General features: G+C 63.7%; 14 protein-coding genes and 1 pseudogene. 7 read left to right on the top strand and 8 right to left on the bottom strand.

Translation table 11 applies throughout. The features are described from left to right. Positions 1-206 precede the first annotated feature (206 nt). Both gpmA and ribD read left to right on the top strand, forming a co-directional pair. A complete protein-coding gene (gene gpmA / locus IEV75_RS06745) occupies positions 207-932 on the top strand; it encodes a 2,3-diphosphoglycerate-dependent phosphoglycerate mutase (RefSeq protein ID WP_188451799.1) in 726 nt (241 codons plus the stop codon). A gap of 11 nt (positions 933-943) precedes the next feature. Continuing rightward, on the top strand, positions 944-1,504 hold the full coding sequence (gene ribD / locus IEV75_RS06740; protein ID WP_233351785.1) for a bifunctional diaminohydroxyphosphoribosylaminopyrimidine deaminase/5-amino-6-(5-phosphoribosylamino)uracil reductase RibD: 561 nt from the start codon (positions 944-946) through the stop codon (positions 1,502-1,504). Here the strand turns inward: ribD and IEV75_RS06735 are convergent. Next, entirely contained in the window at positions 1,501-2,577 is a 1,077-nt protein-coding gene (locus IEV75_RS06735; protein WP_373290515.1) for a glycosyltransferase family 4 protein, read from the bottom strand. The two genes, ribD and IEV75_RS06735, sit on opposite strands and share 4 nt — an antisense overlap. Positions 2,578-2,769: 192 nt before the next feature. Here IEV75_RS06735 and putA point away from each other — a divergent pair, with 192 nt between their 5' ends. From putA to IEV75_RS06720, 3 genes are all read left to right on the top strand, one after another. Continuing rightward, positions 2,770-5,916 carry a bifunctional proline dehydrogenase/L-glutamate gamma-semialdehyde dehydrogenase PutA gene (putA, locus tag IEV75_RS06730; protein WP_188451797.1) on the top strand — a complete coding sequence of 1,049 codons (3,147 nt, stop codon included), beginning with the start codon at positions 2,770-2,772 and terminating at the stop codon, positions 5,914-5,916. 277 nt (positions 5,917-6,193) lie between these two features. Next, entirely contained in the window at positions 6,194-8,074 is a 1,881-nt protein-coding gene (locus IEV75_RS06725; protein WP_188451796.1) for a ribonucleoside-diphosphate reductase subunit alpha, read from the top strand. Between the two features lie 185 nt (positions 8,075-8,259). Further along, on the top strand, positions 8,260-9,171 hold the full coding sequence (locus tag IEV75_RS06720) for a DUF2219 family protein (protein WP_188451795.1): 912 nt from the start codon (positions 8,260-8,262) through the stop codon (positions 9,169-9,171). On the opposite strand, the gene IEV75_RS06715 is transcribed toward IEV75_RS06720, so the two are convergent. From IEV75_RS06715 to IEV75_RS06705, 3 genes are read right to left on the bottom strand one after another with little or no spacing between them, the layout of a single operon-like run. After that, positions 9,168-10,325 carry a trans-sulfuration enzyme family protein gene (locus IEV75_RS06715; RefSeq protein WP_188451794.1) on the bottom strand — a complete coding sequence of 386 codons (1,158 nt, stop codon included), beginning with the start codon at positions 10,323-10,325 and terminating at the stop codon, positions 9,168-9,170. The two genes, IEV75_RS06720 and IEV75_RS06715, sit on opposite strands and share 4 nt — an antisense overlap. Continuing rightward, positions 10,322-11,284 carry an alpha/beta fold hydrolase gene (locus IEV75_RS06710; protein ID WP_188451793.1) on the bottom strand — a complete coding sequence of 321 codons (963 nt, stop codon included), beginning with the start codon at positions 11,282-11,284 and terminating at the stop codon, positions 10,322-10,324. The genes IEV75_RS06715 and IEV75_RS06710 overlap by 4 nt, the downstream gene beginning before the upstream one ends. Then, a complete protein-coding gene (locus tag IEV75_RS06705; RefSeq protein ID WP_188451792.1) occupies positions 11,284-12,255 on the bottom strand; it encodes a homoserine dehydrogenase in 972 nt (323 codons plus the stop codon). The genes IEV75_RS06710 and IEV75_RS06705 overlap by 1 nt, the downstream gene beginning before the upstream one ends. 269 nt (positions 12,256-12,524) lie before the next feature. Here IEV75_RS06705 and IEV75_RS06700 point away from each other — a divergent pair, with 269 nt between their 5' ends. After that, on the top strand, positions 12,525-12,974 hold the full coding sequence (locus IEV75_RS06700) for an energy transducer TonB (RefSeq protein WP_188451791.1): 450 nt from the start codon (positions 12,525-12,527) through the stop codon (positions 12,972-12,974). Between the two features lie 114 nt (positions 12,975-13,088). Continuing rightward, positions 13,089-15,581: a sensor histidine kinase gene (locus IEV75_RS06695; protein ID WP_188451790.1), complete on the top strand. Its 2,493-nt coding sequence runs from the start codon at positions 13,089-13,091 to the stop codon at positions 15,579-15,581. On the opposite strand, the gene IEV75_RS06690 is transcribed toward IEV75_RS06695, so the two are convergent. From IEV75_RS06690 to IEV75_RS06680, 4 genes and pseudogenes are all read right to left on the bottom strand, one after another. Beyond that, entirely contained in the window at positions 15,582-15,860 is a 279-nt protein-coding gene (locus IEV75_RS06690; protein ID WP_188451789.1) for a helix-turn-helix domain-containing protein, read from the bottom strand. A gap of 61 nt (positions 15,861-15,921) precedes the next feature. Then, on the bottom strand, positions 15,922-16,731 hold the full coding sequence (locus IEV75_RS06685) for an ImmA/IrrE family metallo-endopeptidase (protein WP_233351784.1): 810 nt from the start codon (positions 16,729-16,731) through the stop codon (positions 15,922-15,924). Positions 16,732-16,842: 111 nt separating this feature from the next. Beyond that, a pseudogene (locus tag IEV75_RS14050) lies at positions 16,843-17,004 on the bottom strand (helix-turn-helix domain-containing protein); the annotation flags it as partial. Next, positions 17,004-17,654: a hypothetical protein gene (locus IEV75_RS06680; protein ID WP_188451787.1), complete on the bottom strand. Its 651-nt coding sequence runs from the start codon at positions 17,652-17,654 to the stop codon at positions 17,004-17,006. The pseudogene IEV75_RS14050 and the gene IEV75_RS06680, both read right to left, overlap by 1 nt. Positions 17,655-17,730 lie beyond the last annotated feature (76 nt).

The raw sequence follows: 17,730 nt of genomic DNA, 5'->3' as shown, positions 1-17,730 counted from the left end.
GCCACTTTCAAGGGCTAAGCTTTTAAGGACCGGTACTGTGCGCCTCCTGTCCGGCCATGCAAAGAGCGCGCCGGAAACGCTGCCCGGTTTGGAAACAATGTGTGTCTTTTTTGCCAATCCGGCGCGACGGGAGTGGTCAAGCGCGCGCCTGCGCGCTATTGCCCGGTGCCGACACACAGCCATCCGCCCGCCTTTTGGAGTTCGCCATGCCCCGCCTTGTCCTCACCCGCCATGGCCAGAGCCAGTGGAATCTGGAAAACCGCTTTACCGGCTGGGTGGATGTCGATCTGACCGAGCGCGGCGAAGCCGAGGCAAGACGGGGCGGCACGCTCATGAAGGAGGCCGGCTTTGCCCCCGACATCGCCTTCACCAGCTATCTGCGCCGCGCCATCCGCACCGCGCATCTGGGTCTCGATACGCTCGACCGGCTGTGGATTCCGGTGATGCCGGACTGGCGGCTCAATGAGCGCCATTACGGCGCGTTGACAGGCCTGAACAAGGCCGAGACCGTCGCCGCCCATGGCGAGGAACAGGTACTGGTCTGGCGGCGCTCCTTCGACATCCCGCCGCCGGCGCTGGACCGCGCTGATCCACGCCACCCTTCTCATGACGAGCGGTATGCGCATCTTGACCCGGATGTGCTGCCCGGTACGGAAAGCCTGAAGGACACGCTCTCGCGCGTTGATGATGTTTTCCGCGCGCTGGTGGCGCCGCGCCTCAACGGGGGCGAGAGCGTGCTCATTTCAGCACATGGCAATTCGCTGCGCGCGCTGGTGAAAATCCTCTTCCAGGTCGGCAATGAAGATATACTGAAAGTGGAGGTGCCGACCGGCAATCCGCTGCTGATCGAGCTGGATGGCCTTCGCCCGGTTGAGGCGCGCTATCTGGATGAGGACCGCGCCGAGGCCCTGCCCCGATGCCCGAAGGGCTGACCCCTTCTGATATGCGGTTCATGGACGCCGCGCTGGCGCTGGCGTTTTCCGGGCTGGGCACCACCGCGCCGAACCCGTCTGTGGGCTGCGTCATTGCGAAGAACGGCCATGTGATCGCCACCGCCGTCACCGCGCCGGGCGGACGCCCGCATGCCGAGGCGCAAGCGCTGGAGAAAGCCGCAGAGGCCGCGCGGGGCGCCGATGTCTATGTGACACTGGAGCCGTGCTCCCACCATGGCCAGACGCCGCCATGCGCGGAGGCCCTGGTCCGGGCGGGGGTGGCGCGCGTGCTGATCGCGTCGGGCGATCCCGATCCGCGTGTCTCAGGCCGGGGCGTGGCCATGCTGCGCGAGGCAGGCATCAGTGTGGTTGAAGGCGTGAGACAAGCTCAGGGCGACACGCTCAATGCGGGCTTCTTCAGCCGCGTGCGCACCGGCCTGCCGCTGGTCCTGCAGGACCGGCGGGCGAATATTTTCGACGCCGATCTGATGCCGGGGCCAGATGAAAGCCTGGATTCTGCAATCCAGCGCCTTGGCCGCGAGGGCATGACGCGGGTGCGGATTGTGCGCTAGCCCTTGTTGCGCCGCAGCCGTCTCAGGCGCCGCCAGAAGCGTTTGCGCTCCGGGCGGGGCTGGGGCTTGAGGTTGGCGACGAATTGCTCGGTGCAGGCCCGCCAGGAATTCTTCTCGGCAAAGGCGCGCGCGTCCTCGCGGTTCAGCTCCAGCGCCTGCAGGCAGGCTTCGCGCAAATCGTCTGACACCACACCGGCATTGGAGCCGGGAATGATGTCACGGGGCCCTGGCGCAACGAAGGCCGCCACAGGCGTGCCGCACGCCATGGCCTCCAGGATCACCAGCCCGAACGTGTCGGTGAAGCTGGGGAACACAAACACATCGGCATCGGCAAAATGGCGCGCCAGCTCCTCGCCGGACTTGCCGCCGGTGAAGTGCACGTTCTTGTACTTGCGTTTCAGCTCTTCCAGCTGCGGGCCCGGGCCGACGACGACCTTGGAGCCGGGCAGGTCGAGCTTCAGGAAAGCCTCGATATTCTTCTCCACCGCCACCCGGCCGACATAGGCAAATACGGGCTTTGGCAGGTCCTTGTAGACGCCGCCATCAATCCCGCGCAGATCGGGGCGGAACTGCTCTGTATCCACACCACGCGACCACGGGACGAGATTGTTGAAGCCGCGCTTGACGAGGCCCTGACGCATGGTCTCGGTCGCGACCATGATGCCGTTGCCCGCATTGTGGAAGCGGCGCATGAAGGCATAGCCGGCCGCCAGCGGAATGAACGGAAAGCGCGCGTGCACATATTCGGGAAACTGGGTGTGATAGCTGGTTGTGAAGGGCAGCTTCCATGACAGGCAGATGCGCCGGGCCACATGGCCGAGCGTGCCTTCGGTCGAGATGTGGATGGCTTCCGGCTCGAAGGCACGGAAGCGCGCTTCGAGATCCTCGCGCGCGCCGAGGGCCAGCTTGATATCAGGATAGGTCGGCAGAGGGATTGTCCGGAAGCCCAGGCCGGGATGGATCACCTCCACCTCATGGCCCATCGCCCGGCACTCATCGACCGTGCGCGACAGGGTGCGCACCACGCCATTGACCTGCGGTTCCCAGGCGTCGGTAACCAGAAGGATGCGCAGCGGCGTGTTGTCCATTTACCAGCCTCTTGTCGAGCCGCCGGAAGCCTTTACCGGCTGCCGGTCCAGAATATCAGGCCGGTGCTCATAACGTGTTTTTACCGCCAAGCGAAGGGTAACGGTGCTGTAGCCTTGCCTGCCCGTTCGCGTTGTGGGCAATGTCGGGGCAGCTCTGGCCTGGAACACGGATTGATAATGAACGGTGCACCTTCTCCTGCCTCCGGTATCGACTGGAACGCCATTGACGCGCTGAAATTCGCGCCCGAGAGCGAGGCGGTACGCGCGCTGAACGCAAAGGCCGGCCTTGATAGTACGGCGCGCGCGCGCGTGTCGGCAGCGGCCATCGATCTGGTGGAACGGGCAAGGGCTGCGAAAAACCGCACCGGCCTCATGGAGTCCTTCCTTCAGGAATTTGGCCTGTCCAACAAGGAAGGGCTCGCCCTCATGTGTCTGGCCGAAGCGCTGCTTCGCGTGCCGGACGCCAAGACCGCTGACGCGCTGATCGCCGAAAAGATCGGATCGGGCGCCTGGGGCGAACATGCGTGGAAGTCGGAAAACTGGCTGGTCAACGCCTCCACGCTAGGCCTGATGCTGTCAGGCTCGCTGATGGATGTGGATCCAGCGGCGCGAAAGGATCCCGGCGCCTATTTCCGCAATATCGCCGGCCGGGTCGGCGAGCCGGTGATCCGCACCGCCACACGCCAGGCCATGCGCATTCTGGGCGAGCAATTCGTGCTGGGCCGCACGATTGGCGGGGCGATAAAGCGCGGTCATGCGTGGAAAGTACCTGAAGGGCACCATCCGCTCTTCTCGTTTGACATGCTGGGTGAAGGCGCGCGCACGCACGCTGACGCGGCGCGCTATCACACCCGTTACATGGAGGCGATTGCCGCCGTGGCCAAGGCCCGCCAGGAGGGGCCGGTGGAGGCCGTGGACGGCGTCTCGGTGAAGCTCTCGGCGCTGCACCCGCGCTATAATATCTTCAAGCTGGATGCGCTCTGGCGCGAGCTTTATCCCAAAGTGCTCGAGCAGGCTGAGGCGGCCAAGGCGGCCGATATCGGCTTCTGCCTCGATGCGGAGGAATCGGACCGTCTCGTCCTGCAGCTGATGATGCTGGAGCGGCTGGCGCATGAGCCTTCGCTTGCCGGATGGAATGGTCTGGGCCTCGCCTTGCAGGCCTACCAGAAGCGCGCCCATGCGGTGATCGGCAAGCTTGCCGAGCTCGGCCGGGCGAGCGGGCGGCGTCTGATGGTGCGCCTCGTGAAGGGTGCCTACTGGGACACAGAAGTTAAGTTCTCCCAGATGAATGGCTGGCCGGATTTTCCGGTCTGGACCACCAAATCGGCGACCGACCTGAATTATCTCGCCTGCGCGCGCGCCCTGCTGGGTGAGCCGGACACGATCTATCCCCAGTTTGCCACCCATAACGCGCATTCGCTGTGTGCCGTGCGCGAGATCGCCGCCGAGCTGGACAATGACGCCTACGAGTTCCAGCGCCTGCACGGCATGGGCGAGCCCCTTTATCTGGCTGCCGCCAGCGCGTTCACGCTGCGCCCGGTGCGCGTCTATGCGCCCGTGGGCAGCCATGAAGACCTTCTGCCCTATCTGGTGCGCCGCCTTCTGGAGAATGGCGCCAACACCTCCTTCGTCCATTCCTTCCTCGACCCGGATGTTCCGGCTGCCGATGTGGCGCGCGGACCGTTCGAGGGCGCAGACAGCATGGACCGCCACCCTTTCATTCCCGCCCCGCCGCGGCTCTATGGCCCGCACAGGCAGAATGCGGCGGGCGTGGACCTCTCGCAGAAAGCCGTGCGCAGAGCCCTGGCGGACGCTCAGGCCCGGTTCGACAAGGCCATGCCCCATGCCTGCGGTCCGGTCATTTCCGGCAAGGTTAAGACCGGCACGGCCCGCGAGCAGGCAAGCCCTGCCGATTCCTCAGTGATTGTCAGCAAAATCACCGAGGCCGACGAAAGCATGGTCGATGCCGCCTTTGCGGCCGCCCACAAGGCGTTCGACGCATGGGACCGGCAGGGCGGTGCGGCACGCGCGGCAGTCCTGCGAAAGCTCGCCGATGCGCTGGAGGCCGATACCGCCCGCTTCATGGCGATCCTGACGCGCGAAGCCGGCAAGACGCTTAATGATGGTGTTGCCGAGGTACGCGAAGCGGTCGATTTCCTGCGCTATTACGCGGCGGAAGCCGAGACCAAGTTCAGCCATGCCGACCGCATGCCCGGGCCGGCAGGCGAAACCAACCATCTCGAGCTGTGCGGGCGGGGCGTCTTTACCTGTATCAGCCCTTGGAACTTTCCGCTCGCCATCTTTACCGGCCAGATTGCTGCCGCGCTGGCGGCGGGCAACACGGTCGTGGCCAAACCGGCCGAACAGACACCGCTGGTCGCGTTCGAGGCCGTGAAGCTCTTCCAGAAGGCGGGCCTGCCCAAGGATGTGCTGCAACTGGTGCCCGGAGACGGCAAGGTCGGCGCGATGATGACCTCGCACGAGCTTCTTTCCGGCGTCGCCTTCACCGGCTCCACGGATGTTGCCCGGATCATCAACCGCACGCTGGCAGAGCGAAACGGGGCGATCCTGCCGCTTGTCGCGGAGACGGGCGGGCTCAACGCCATGTTCGTCGACACCTCAGCGCTGAAAGAGCAGGTCGTGGACGATGCGATTCTCTCCGCCTTCGGTTCAGCCGGACAGCGCTGTTCGGCGCTGCGCGTCCTGTTCCTTCCGCGCGAGACCTCGGACGGGCTGATCGAAGCCCTGAAAGGGGCGATGGACGCTCTGACGCTTGGCGATCCGGCCGATCCGGCAACCGATGTCGGCCCGGTCATTGATGACGAGGCCTTCGCCATGTTGACCGACCATGAGAGCCGCATGGAGCGCGAGGCGACAATCCTCCACCGCGCGCCGCTGAGCGATGAACTGAAAGCGCAGGGGCATTATTTTGCGCCCCTGCTGGTGGAGCTGCCCTCGCTGGACACCGCCGACCGCGAGGTCTTCGGGCCGATCCTGCATGTCATCCGCTACAAGCGCGCCGATCTGCCAAAGCTCGCCGCCCAGCTAGCGGGCAAGGGGTACGGGCTGACACTGGGCGTGCATTCGCGTCTCCAGCGATTCCTTGATTCGGTGCGCGAGGCGGTTCCGGCGGGCAATACCTACGTGAACCGCAACATGACCGGCGCGGTCGTCGGCGTGCAGCCATTCGGCGGAGAAGGCCTTTCCGGAACCGGCCCGAAAGCCGGGGGACCGCACTATCTCTACCGCTTCGCCGCAGAGCGCGTGGTGACGATCAACATCGCCGCCCAGGGGGGTGATCCCGAACTCCTGAATCTGGGTTGAACCTGCCAGCGGACTTTCCACATTTAATGACAGCAGGGCTACAGCCCCGAAAGCGTTAAAGAGTCCGGATGCGGAGCGGTCTGTGGTAAGGCTTCATTAACCAAAAAGTTGGGCTGAAGCGTGTTTGGGCCGTTGACGCTGGCCGAGACCCTTAGCACTATATGTTGCGGTTTCCGGGGGAAGCCACACAGCATGTATAGGTTTTGTTAAGGCGGCGCGCACTCATCTGCCCAGCGCCCAGGATTTTTGCGCCCTGCACGAAGGAGCGGTTTGGACCATGACGCCGTTTGACTCTAGCCCGATCTCCGGCACCGCAGCGCAAGGACCCGTGCGCTCGCGACGCGGCAAGCCCAAGGCTGTCACGCTGCGCCTTGTGGAGAGCGTGAAGACCGATCCGTCCCGCGACGCACTTCTCACCGATTTCGGCAAGAAGACGCTGGTCGACCGCTATCTCCTGCCCGGTGAAAGCTATCAGGACATGTTCGCGCGCGCGGCCACCGCCTATGCCGATGACACCGCCCACGCGCAGCGCCTTTACGACTACATGTCGCGCCTGTGGTTCATGCCGGCCACGCCAGTGCTGTCCAATGGCGGTGCGGAGCGCGGCCTGCCGATTTCCTGCTTCCTCAATTCTGTGGGCGATTCGCTGGACGATATCGTGGCGACCTGGACGGAGAATGTGTGGCTGGCCTCCAATGGCGGCGGCATCGGCACCTATTGGGGCCATGTACGCTCGATCGGCGAGAAGGTCGGCCAGAACGGGCAGACCTCCGGCATCATTCCCTTCATCCGCGTGATGGATTCGCTCACCCTTGCGATCTCGCAGGGCTCGCTGCGCCGGGGCTCGGCGGCGGTCTATCTCGACATCCACCATCCGGAAATCGAAGAGTTTCTGGAAATCCGCAAACCGTCGGGCGATTTCAACCGCAAGAGCCTCAATCTCCATCACGGCCTGAACATCACTGACGAGTTCATGGTCGCCGTGCGCGAAGATGCGGACTTCCCGCTGATCTCGCCGAAATCGGGCGAGGTGGTGAAGTCCATCTCGGCGCGCAAGCTCTGGCAGAAAATCCTGGAACTGCGCCTGCAGACCGGCGAGCCCTACATCATCTATGCCGACACGGTGAACAACGCCCTGCCGATGTTCCAGAAGAAGCTCGGCCTGAAAGTGCGCCAGTCCAATCTGTGCTCGGAGATCATGCTGCCGACCGGCGTGGATCATCTGGGCCGCGACCGCACTGCCGTGTGCTGCCTGTCTTCCGTGAATGCGGAGAAATTCCTCGAATGGAAGGACGATCCGCTCTTCATCGAGGATCTGTTCCGCTTCCTCGACAATGTGCTGCAGGACTTCATCGACCGGGCACCCGACGAGATGGACCGGGCGACCTATTCGGCCTGGCGCGAGCGGTCTGTCGGTCTTGGCCTGATGGGTTTCCACTCCTTCCTGCAATCGCTCAACATCCCGTTTGAGTCGGCGATGGCGGCGAGCTGGAACCGGAAGCTGTTCAAGCATTTGCGGCAGGGTGCGGACCGGGCCTCGGTGAAACTTGCCGAAGAGCGGGGCGCCTGCCCGGATGCGGCCGAAAGCGGCGTCAAGGCGCGCTTCTCGCACAAGCTGGCCATTGCGCCGACAGCGTCGATCTCGATCATTTGTGGCGGGACGAGCGCCGGCATCGAGCCGATCCCGGCCAATGTCTACACGCACAAGACGCTGTCAGGCTCGTTCACGGTGAAGAACCCGTATCTGGAAAAGATCCTCGACGAGAAGGGCATCAACACACCTCACACCTGGAACTCGATCCTGGAGCACGAAGGCTCGGTGCAGCATCTTGATGCGCTGACGCAGGACGAAAAGGACGTGTTCAAGACCGCGTTCGAGCTGGACCAGCGCTGGGTGATCGAACACGCTGCGGACCGCACGCCCTATATCTGCCAGGCACAATCGCTGAACATCTTCCTGCCCGGCAATGTCGATAAATGGGATCTGCACATGCTGCACTGGACGGCATGGGAGCGGGGCATCAAGTCGCTCTACTATTGCCGCTCCAAATCGGTCCAGCGCACCGCCTTTGCCGGTACCGAGGGCAAGGATGACATGGAAAGCTCCATGCAGGCAGCCGCCAAGACCGAGTATGAGGAATGTCTCGCTTGCCAGTAAGGCACGGGTAGATAAGAGGGTTGCCAAAGGGGAGGCTGCGCGCCTCCCCTTTTTCGTTGCAAGGTTGCATCGCCTTAATCCCCGGTTAATGGCGTTTGAGCGATTTTAGACGCACAGCCTCGGGGAACATGTTAGGCTCAGGGGTGTTTATTCAGGTGACGAAACCGGCACTGGGGAGCGCCATCGTGACCACCGCGAAGCACATTGCAGGGCGTTTGACCGCAGGAGCACACTGCCTTGCCGGTCTTGTGGCTTTTGCCGGTGCCGGACTCGCAGCCGGTGGGCCAGCTGCCCACGCGCAGCAGGCCTCGCTTGCCGATACCAATGCCATGATAGTCGAACCGCTGCTGGAAGAGCTCTCGGCCGGGCCGCTGCCATCCATGCGCCTGTCCATGGACCGGGGCGAGACGATGGCGGCCCCCTATGGGACGCGTGATGCCGCCACGATTGCAACGTCAGGCCTTGCCTCCACCGAAACCCGCGAATTGCGCCAGAGCTTCGGCGCTTTCCATGCGCCGCAGACGGTGATTGCCCGCAGCGCGGCAGGCAGCGAATTGCGCGTAGCCATGTTCGATGCCGAGGAACCCGACTGGGTGACCGCCGCCCTGTCACCATCCGGGCTGGACATGCCGGCCTGGCGATTCTCCGCCAGCCGCGCACGCGGCCGCGCGGTCGCCCTGCGGTATGAGGGCCGGTTTGACAGTGCGGGCGGTGATGGCGAGCTGGATATGGGCCTTCGCCCGCGCGCCGGACTCAGCTTCGGCGATTCGGGCTCGGCAACAGAGTTCGGCGCCACGGTGCGTGTCGGCCAGTATGTTGGCAGCGAACATGCCGCTAGTGGCGGCTGGTGGTTCTTTGCCGGCGCGGACCGGCAGGCGCTGATCTACCGTCCGGGCGGTGAACGGTCCTTGCGGGAAACCCTCACGCTTCAGCCCTACGCCATGGTGGGCGACCAGCAGGCCGGCCTTGCCATGCGCGTGCAGGGCATTGATGTGTCGCTGGCCTATGTGCGCCGCGAGACAAGCTGGTCCCTGCCGACCCAGTCCTGGGACACGTCTGAGGACTTCGCGGCCTTCTCGCTGACCTGGCGGCGCTAGAGGCGCGCCAGCGCGGTATCAATATCGCGCCAGAGATCGTCCACATCCTCCAGTCCCACCGACAGGCGCACCAGCGAATCGCTGATTCCGGCGTGCGTGCGCGCCTCAGGCGTCATCGCCGCATGGGTCATCAGCGCAGGAACCGAGACGAGGCTCTCCGCCCCGCCAAGCGATTGCGCCAGCGTGAACAGTTCCAGCCCCTCAAGAAAGCTGCGTGGATCGCCTTTCACCTCAAGGCTCAGCAGGGGTCCGAACAGCCCCGCCTGCTGGCGCGCGGCAAGCGCGTGGCCGGGATGTCCTGTGAGACCCGGATAATCCACACGCTCTACACGCCGGTCGCCGGAAAGCCGTGTGGCGAGCTCCAGCGCGGCATCTGACTGCGCCTTTGCCCTCAACGGCAGTGTACGAAGGCCGCGCGTGGCGAGAAACGCGTCAAACGGGCCGAGCCCTGTACCCGAGGCGTTGAGCCACCAGGCAAGGTCATCCAGCAACGCCGGATCGCGCGCAGAGACCACCCCGCCCACCATGTCGGAATGGCCATTGATGATCTTGGTCAGCGAACTGACCGAGATGTCTGCCCCCAGCTCCAGCGGACGCTGTATGGCCGGTGACAGCACGGTATTGTCCACCGCCACAATGGCGCCGGCCTTGCAGCCGAGCGCGCTGGCGGCCTCGATATGGGTAATGCGCAGGCGCGGATTGGACGGCGTTTCCAGAAACAGCAGCGCCGCGCCGGGCTGCAGCGCCGCTTCCAGCGCGGTCAGGTCCGTGGCATCGGCATAGACAATCTCGAAGCCGCGCTGGGGCGCGCGGGCGTTTAACAGGCGCTGCGTGCCGCCATAGCAATCATGCGCCGCGACGATGCGCGCGCCTGCGGGCAGCAGGTTCAGGACAAGATCGATCGCGGCCATGCCTGAGGCTGTCAGGCAGGCGCCGCTTGCGCCTTCCAACCCGGCAATCGCGTCTGCCAGCACGGCGCGCCCCGGATTATGCGTGCGCGCATAATCGAACGGGCCGGGAACAGCCGGATCCTCCCGCAGATAGGTCGCGGCCAGATTGATGGGCGCAACGATGCCGCCATGGCCGGGATCGGCATTGATCCCGGCGCGCGCCGCGCGGGTCGCGAGGCCTTCGCGTGTCCGGTCCCGGCTCATATCGCCTCCAGAAAGCGTGTCACCGCCTCTACCTCCTTCAGGAACGCGTCATGGCCGTAAAGGCTCGATATGCGCGTGAGCGCCGCGCCCGGTATGGCATTCGCCAGCGCGGCCACATCGCTGGCCGGCACCAGCCGGTCCTCCTCCACCGCAAAAAGGCGCAAAGGCGCGCGGATGGACGCCGGATCGATCCGCGCCGCATCCATGGAGCGCGATAGCGCCAGAAAGCGCTGCGGGCTTGTATGGGCGGCATAGTCCGCGCCGCGGGCGGCGAGATAGGCTTCCACACCGGCTGCATCACACGAACCTGGCGCGGGGCCGGAAAAGCGCGCCTTGAACTCGTCCGGCGTGCGATAGGTCGTCATGGCCAGGCGCCGGGCGAGATCCACCCCGCCTGCCCCGTCGCCGCGCGCCAGCGCGAACTCGACAATATCGCGCTGAATGGCGCGAAGCGCCGTGGTCATCGGATGGGGACAGGCCGCTGCGCACAGCACATGCAGCCCGGTCACCCGCTCCGGCGCCAGGGCCGCCAGCGCCAGCGCGATTGTGCCGCCATAAGACGCGCCGACAATCTGGAAGGTTTCAAACCCGGCCGCATCGGCAAGCGCGAGCAGGGCTCTGGCCTGATCCTCGACGCGCGGAAAGGGGCGCACCTCCCCGGCGAGAAAATCGAAGGCCAGCAGCTGATGGCGCAGCGGGTCAAGCGCCAGGCCCGGCCCGGCGATGCCCGGCCACCAGCTTGCCCGGTCGGCGTGATCACCCAGCAGGAAGCGGTGCGCGGAAATCCCGCCCAGCACGATAATGCCCGGCGCGCCAACAGGGCCGTAGACACGGGCCTTCGCCGTGACAAAGCTGCCGCAATCGAGCTCCAGCGTCGTGATATGGTCATGGATCGGGAAGGGACAGGCCGGTTCGGCGCTCCCCTCCCCCGCCGATGTGGCGGACACGGCCGCCGGCATCAGCCGTGTTCCGCTACCAGGCGGGCAATGTCCCCGGCCATACTCGCAGCGGTAGGCGTGCCGCCCGCGCCCTTGCCGGTGAGGATGACGCCCGGCGCATCTTTCAAGGCGATGACAACACCATTGCCTTCGCGCTCCACACGGTAAAACACGCTGTCGGCGCCCACCGCTTCGAGACGCACCGCGGCATGCACGCCGCCCCCTGACCGGGCTAGACGTCCCACCTGGCGGATACGCAAACCCTCGCGCGCCGCCTTCGCTGCGAAGCCCGGGGCCAGGTCACGGATGGACTGGCGGGCAATGCTGGCCGGGTCGACATCGATGCCCCAGGCGGTGCGCGCGGTCAGGACCAGCTTGGCGGCTGCATCATCACCATCCAGATCGGCACTGGGATCGGCTTCGGCAAAGCCTGCATCCTGTGCAGCCCGGACGGAATTATCGAGCGTCTCGCCCTTGGCCAGACGGTCCAGCACGAAATTGGACGTGCCGTTGAATACACCCTTTACCGTAGTGATCTCGCGTCCGCGCGCGTTAAGCGCGCCAATCGTCTCCAGCACCGGCACGCCGCCGCCGACGGCTGCGCTGTAAAGAAAGGCGCGGCCTCTGGCCTTCGCGGCGCGTTCAAGGTCCGGGCGGCGCGCGATCACGGCCTTGTTGGCCGAAACCACATGCGCGCCCGCCTCAACAGCGCGTTCCAGTGCGCGCTCTGCGCCTGCGCAGCCCGGCAGGGCCTCGATGACCAGATCAGGGGCAAGGTCCAGCGCGGCATCAAGGCTGTCGAGCACCCGTACGGTGCCCTTTCCCAGATCACGCCAGCGCCTCACCGCAATCGCATCGATCGCCACGCCGTGCGGCAGGCGCGCCGTGAGGGCATTGCCTACCGTGCCGCAGCCCAGCAGGACCGCGCGCATCGGGCGGCTGCGTACGGCTGTCGTGGACAGGTGGGTCGGGGCGTAATCCAGCGGGGCCATGGCGATACCACTCTTCTTTTCCGTCACGCGGGACACGGAAAAATGCAAGGGCGCCGAAGGCAAAGGAATGCAGGACGTTCATCCGCGCCCTTCATGGGCGGCTTGTCATGTCCTGCTTCGCTTTAGCTGCATTTGTTCCGCGCCCGCAAGCTGAAGCTCAAATCGGCGCGAGATCAGGACATAAAGATATCCTTATATGGTGTCAAGCCGAGATTGATCGCTGCGCAAAAGCGCTGGCGCGTCCGCCCGCAGAGGCTAGTCTGGCCGCCATGCGCAACGCTCGTCTCCTCGCCCTTGCGGCCGTCATCACTGCCCTGTCGGGCTGTGTTTCCATCCCGACGCCAATGACCGATCCGCGGACGCGCGCTCCATTCATGCCGCAATCGCAAATGCCGCTCATGCCCAATATCGCCCGGATGGCACCCAGCGAGGGGTGTCAGGGCGAGCCGCTGAGCGCTGTCAACGCGCCCCTGCCGGAATATCCGGCGCGCGGATGGGCGCGCGGCGAACAGGGCTGGTCCATCGTGCAGTTTGATGTGCTCCAGAGCGGCGCGGTGGACAATGTGCGCATCGCCGAAGGCGTGCCGGGCCGGTTCTTCGACCGCGAGGCGTTGCGGGCGGTCGAGCAATGGCAGTTTGCCCCGCTATCGCAGGGCGCGCACCTGTCGGGCTGCACGGTAATGTTCGAGTTTGTGCTCGGACAGGTACGGATACGCTGATAACCTCTCCTCGCTTGTCGATTCACCTTCCGTTAAAGTACTGATTCGACCGGCCGCACCGGCACGATGGCCACGTGCCCTGATGATGCAGCCGCGCAATGAAGGGGGCATGCCATGATGGCCACCGAGCCGGCTCAGCTGGCAACGTTGATCGTTACCGGCGGAGCTGTCGGATTTGCCGTGGCTACCGCGCTCTGGGCATGGCGCCTGACCGAGGGCGTGCGCAACGCCCGCTCCCACTGGCAAAAACGCATTGGCTGGCTGGAAGACCGGCTGGCCCGCGCAGACAGCGTGTTTGGCGCGCATCCCGGCCTTGTCCTGGTCTGGGAGACGCCGCCCGATCCGGATGCGGCGGGCTGGTCCTCTCCGCGTGTCTATGGCTCGCCCACTGCCCTTGCCTCGCTGGTCCAGTTTGCCGATCTGGGATCGGGCGTGATGAACGAACCTGACCCGGCCACAGCGTTGCTGGACGGCATTGCCGACTATGAGGCGCGCTCGGCGGGCGGTCAGGAAACCACGCTGCGCCAGCGCATGGGCGATCTGATGCGTGAAGGCAAACCCTTTTCGCTCACCGTGTCGGGGCCCTCAGGCCGGTTCATCGAGGCGGACGGACGCCCCGCCGGATCACAGCTCGTCCTGTGGATCGCGGACGCCACCATTCGCGGGCTGGAGGAATCCGGGGCGCGCGGACGCCTGGAAGAGGCCCGCTCCGTCGTGGCGGACGATCCGCTGGCCTTCCTCGACATGCTGGGCAAGGCGCCCTTCCCCTCCTGGCGGATTAGCGCTTCGGGGCGGCTGCACTGGGTCAATCCGGCCTATGTGGACGCTGTCGAGGGCAAAAGCGTTGCCGATGTGATCGACCGCCAGCTCCTTCTGGAGCCGGGCCTGCCTGCGCAGGCAGGCGAAGCGCTGAAAGCCTCCGCCCCCGTGGCCCATGTGCGCGGCGCGGTCATCAAGGGCGAACGCCGGGCGCTGGACGTGGTGGTGTTCCCCATTTCCGGCGGCGTGGCCGGCGCGGCCTTTGACATTACGCGCGGCGAGGAAGCCCGCGCGGCGCTGAAACGCTTCCGCGAGGCGCATGACGAGACCCTCAACCACATGGCCGAGGCGGTCGCCATCTTCGACCGGACCAAGCAGCTCATCTTCTACAATCGCGCCTTTGCCCGCCTGTTCTCGCTGGAGGAAGCCACGCTCAACGAGCGCCCGTCGCACGGCGCTCTGCTGGACCGGCTGCGCGAGGATCAGCGCCTGCCAAACTCGGCCAATGCCGACTACAAGACATGGAAGGCTGGCGAGCTGGCCTATTACGAGCGCCCGCCCGGCACCGAGACACCGGACGAGCTGTGGCCGCTGGCCGATGGGCGCACGCTGCGCGTCGCCCGTCAGCGCCATCCGCTGGGCGGGGTCCTGCTGATCTTTGAGGACATGACCGACCAGCTGGCCCTGCAGGCCCGCTACAACACACTCATCAAGGTGCAGCGCGCCACGCTGGACCGGCTGCACGAGGCCGTTGCGGTGTTCGGCCCCGAGGGCGAGCTGCAATTGCACAATCTGGCGTTCGAGACGCTGTGGAAGCTACCGCCGGAAACACTGGACGGGGCCGACTTCACGGCCATCGCCGACGCCTGTCACACGCTTCACCCCGACAAGGAGGCGTGGAATGCGCTCAAGGCGCGCATCACCGACACCTCACCGGAATCGCGCACGGCCAAGACCGGCGAGGTGCGCCGCTCTGACGGCTCGGTGCTGACCTGGCTGAGCCGTCCGCTGCCCGACGGCGCGACGCTCATTGCATGGGACGACATTACCGACTCACGCCGCGTGGAAGAGGCGCTGCGCGATCGCGCCGAGGCGCTGGAAGCCTCTGAAAAGATCAAGACCGGCTTTGTCGGTCATGTCAGCTATCAGCTGCGCACCCCCCTGACGACGATTGGCGGCTATGCCGACCTGCTGGCAGGCGGGTTTGCCGGGCCCTTGAGCGAACGGCAGAAAGACCCGGTGGCCGCGATCCAGACCGCCTCGGCCCAGCTGGCCAAGCTGATCGACGATATTCTGGACATTGCGGCCATCGATGCCGGACAGCTGGAGCTGGATCTCGGCGATACGCGCCTTGATGCGCTTGCCGCCGAAGCTGCCGAACTGGTCATGCCGCGCGCCGAGCACGCAGGGATCAAGCTGAATGTGAAGGCAGACAAGGCCGAGGGGCCGGTACGCGCCGATGGCGGACGGCTGAAGCAGGTTCTCTACAACCTGCTTACCAATGCGCTCGATCATGTCGACCAGGGCGGCCGGATCGAGATCGGCGCCGAGGTGAAAGACGGCGATGCCCGCCTGTGGGTGTCCGACAATGGCGAGGGGATCGACAAGGACCGGCAGGCATCCGTTTTCGAGCGCTTCGAACGCGGTCAGTCCAACCGCGCCGGGGCGGGCCTCGGGCTCGCGCTGGTGAAGGAAATCGTGCGCCTGCATGGCGGCTGGGTGGAGCTGGACTCCACACCCGGACGCGGCACGAAAGTGATCTGCCATCTGCCGGTCAACGCGCCGCTGGACCATGCCGCGCCGGAGCTGGACCTGGCCAGCGCCCGCAAGGAGCGCAGCAAGGGCTGATCAGTTCAGGGCCTCAGCCACCATGTCTGGATGGCGGGCAATCACCTGCACATAGGCAATCGCGAAATCAGGCGCGGTAACGCGCGCCTGCTCCCAGTCACGCAAGGTGCCGACCGGCACGCGGAAACGCTGGGCGAACTCGGCCTGCGACCGGCCGAGATTATTGCGCGTCTGCCGGATGAGCCGGGCGCGCTGACCGCGCTTCATGCCTTCGGCGGAGACGGCGAAATCCTCGTCATCCATGGGATCAGCCGGCAGAATGATAGGCTCTTTCTTCACCGGGATTACTCCTGCGAACCGAGATGAAGCGGGGATGGTCCCGCTCATAATCCATCACGCTTCAATTAATTATACGAAGTCTAGGCATTGTCGGCAGATCGCCGCCATCCATTCGACCATACAAAGATTCAAACTCCTCCTTATACAACTTGGTCATTCCAAGTAGCTCGTCAAAGGTATACCCCAAATCATTTAGGTGTATCTTTATAATATCACTCAAAACGACGGGTTCGTCATTGGGAAAATCTAGTTCTGCCGGCTCTCGAGTTCTCCACCCCCTCTTGCTGAACTCAGAAAATAAATACCGAGATTTATTATCATCCACAGCCCCGACGTTTCTAGCAGACATCAACAATGACTGCATAGACATTCTCCATTCTTTCTTTAGCGCCGCCAAGTACTGGACAGTTAATTTCCGTCCGCGGAAAATCTGACGCATTTCATCAGACGGCATCATAAACTCACTTGCAAACTCGTTTGCTTCACTTTCCATGCTTGATGTAGGGAAGCGATGCATAACCAAATGACCAAGCTCATGTGCCAATGTGAATCGAACCCGATCCGCAGGGTGCTTTGGATTATACAACATAATTGGCGGTGCCGAGGGTGGCCTAAACATCACGCCGCTAATCTGCGCGCCTCCAAAATCGGATACTCCAACTATGACGCCAGCGCGCTCTAAAAGGCGCGTCAGGTTTTTCACTGGCCCACGCGTAAGCTGCCAATGCAGTCGAACTTTCTTGGCGACAGCGCGCGGCGATTCCTCCATTTCCACATCAAATTCAGGTACATTTATTGATTTCGAATAATCTACATTTGCCAGAAAACTTCTTAGATTAAAAAGTCTTATATTTAATTCAGCCGTCAGCATGTCGACGTCCTTCGCCGACACTTTCGCCGACCCTCTCAGCATCGGGTGAACGCTGACAGGTGGCCCCAAGACGGTTTCATTCTGCAGGAAAAACGAGCGAGGGAACTTAAACGCGGTGGAAGCTCTTTGTAACAGGTCGTCTGCTATTTCAATTAAACCGTTTTCCATTCGGGAAAGCACGGTTTGCCGCAAGCCTAGCAGTGGTGCCGCTTGAATCTGAGTGAGGCCCCTACGCTGACGCGCGAGCCTCAAAAGGTCGCCACGATTACTCATTATTCGCCTGAAGGCTCTTTCTCTGCTTCATCCGAAGCCTTGGGTAAAACCAGCGCACCCAGTTGATCGTCGCTGTCCGGCCGATCGCCGATGGGCGCAAATGGCAAAACATTGCCGCTATCGCGCATCTCACTACCGATATCGCTAATCGAGTAGCTCCAAAGCACACGATCACCATCGCGATAGACAACCAATACCTTTTCGATCTTGGTTCCCAGTTCATCGCTAGCGTAGGTGATATCAATACAAGCCGCGTCTTTCGGGAAGCCTGGCAGGCATTGCTCAGGATCGGTAAAGGCTATCACGGTTTGTGTCAGATGGTTTTGCCCACGCCCCTCCTCATCGCCCTTCTTGAACCGGGCCAAGATGGGCTGCTCTCCACGGGGGTAAAAAAGCACCTTGAAGGACTGCGGCTCGAAGATCACCGATACGTCATTCTCGTCGTCAAAGACGTCGCCAACCAAATTGGCCATTGCGTCGTATATGCTGTCGGCCAAAGTCCGAGGATAGCGGTAATCTCGCATACCCTGGCCGCGGCGAAACGCCTCCATTACAGCGACCTCAGCACGCGCGCCCTCAAAGACCGTGCGTATCTTATCGTGAAATGGCGTTAGAAGGGATTTAACTTCTACTTCTGTAACGATGGGCATGTGGAACTCCGCAATCCGAGCAGCAGGATCGCTTCGAAAATCTGCAAAATCAAGATTTTTTATGCAGATTATATTT

Origin of the sequence: Glycocaulis albus, assembly GCF_014639075.1 — a bacterium.
GTDB lineage: Bacteria > Pseudomonadota > Alphaproteobacteria > Caulobacterales > Maricaulaceae > Glycocaulis > Glycocaulis albus.
This window is presented reverse-complemented; position numbering and strand designations above follow the sequence as displayed.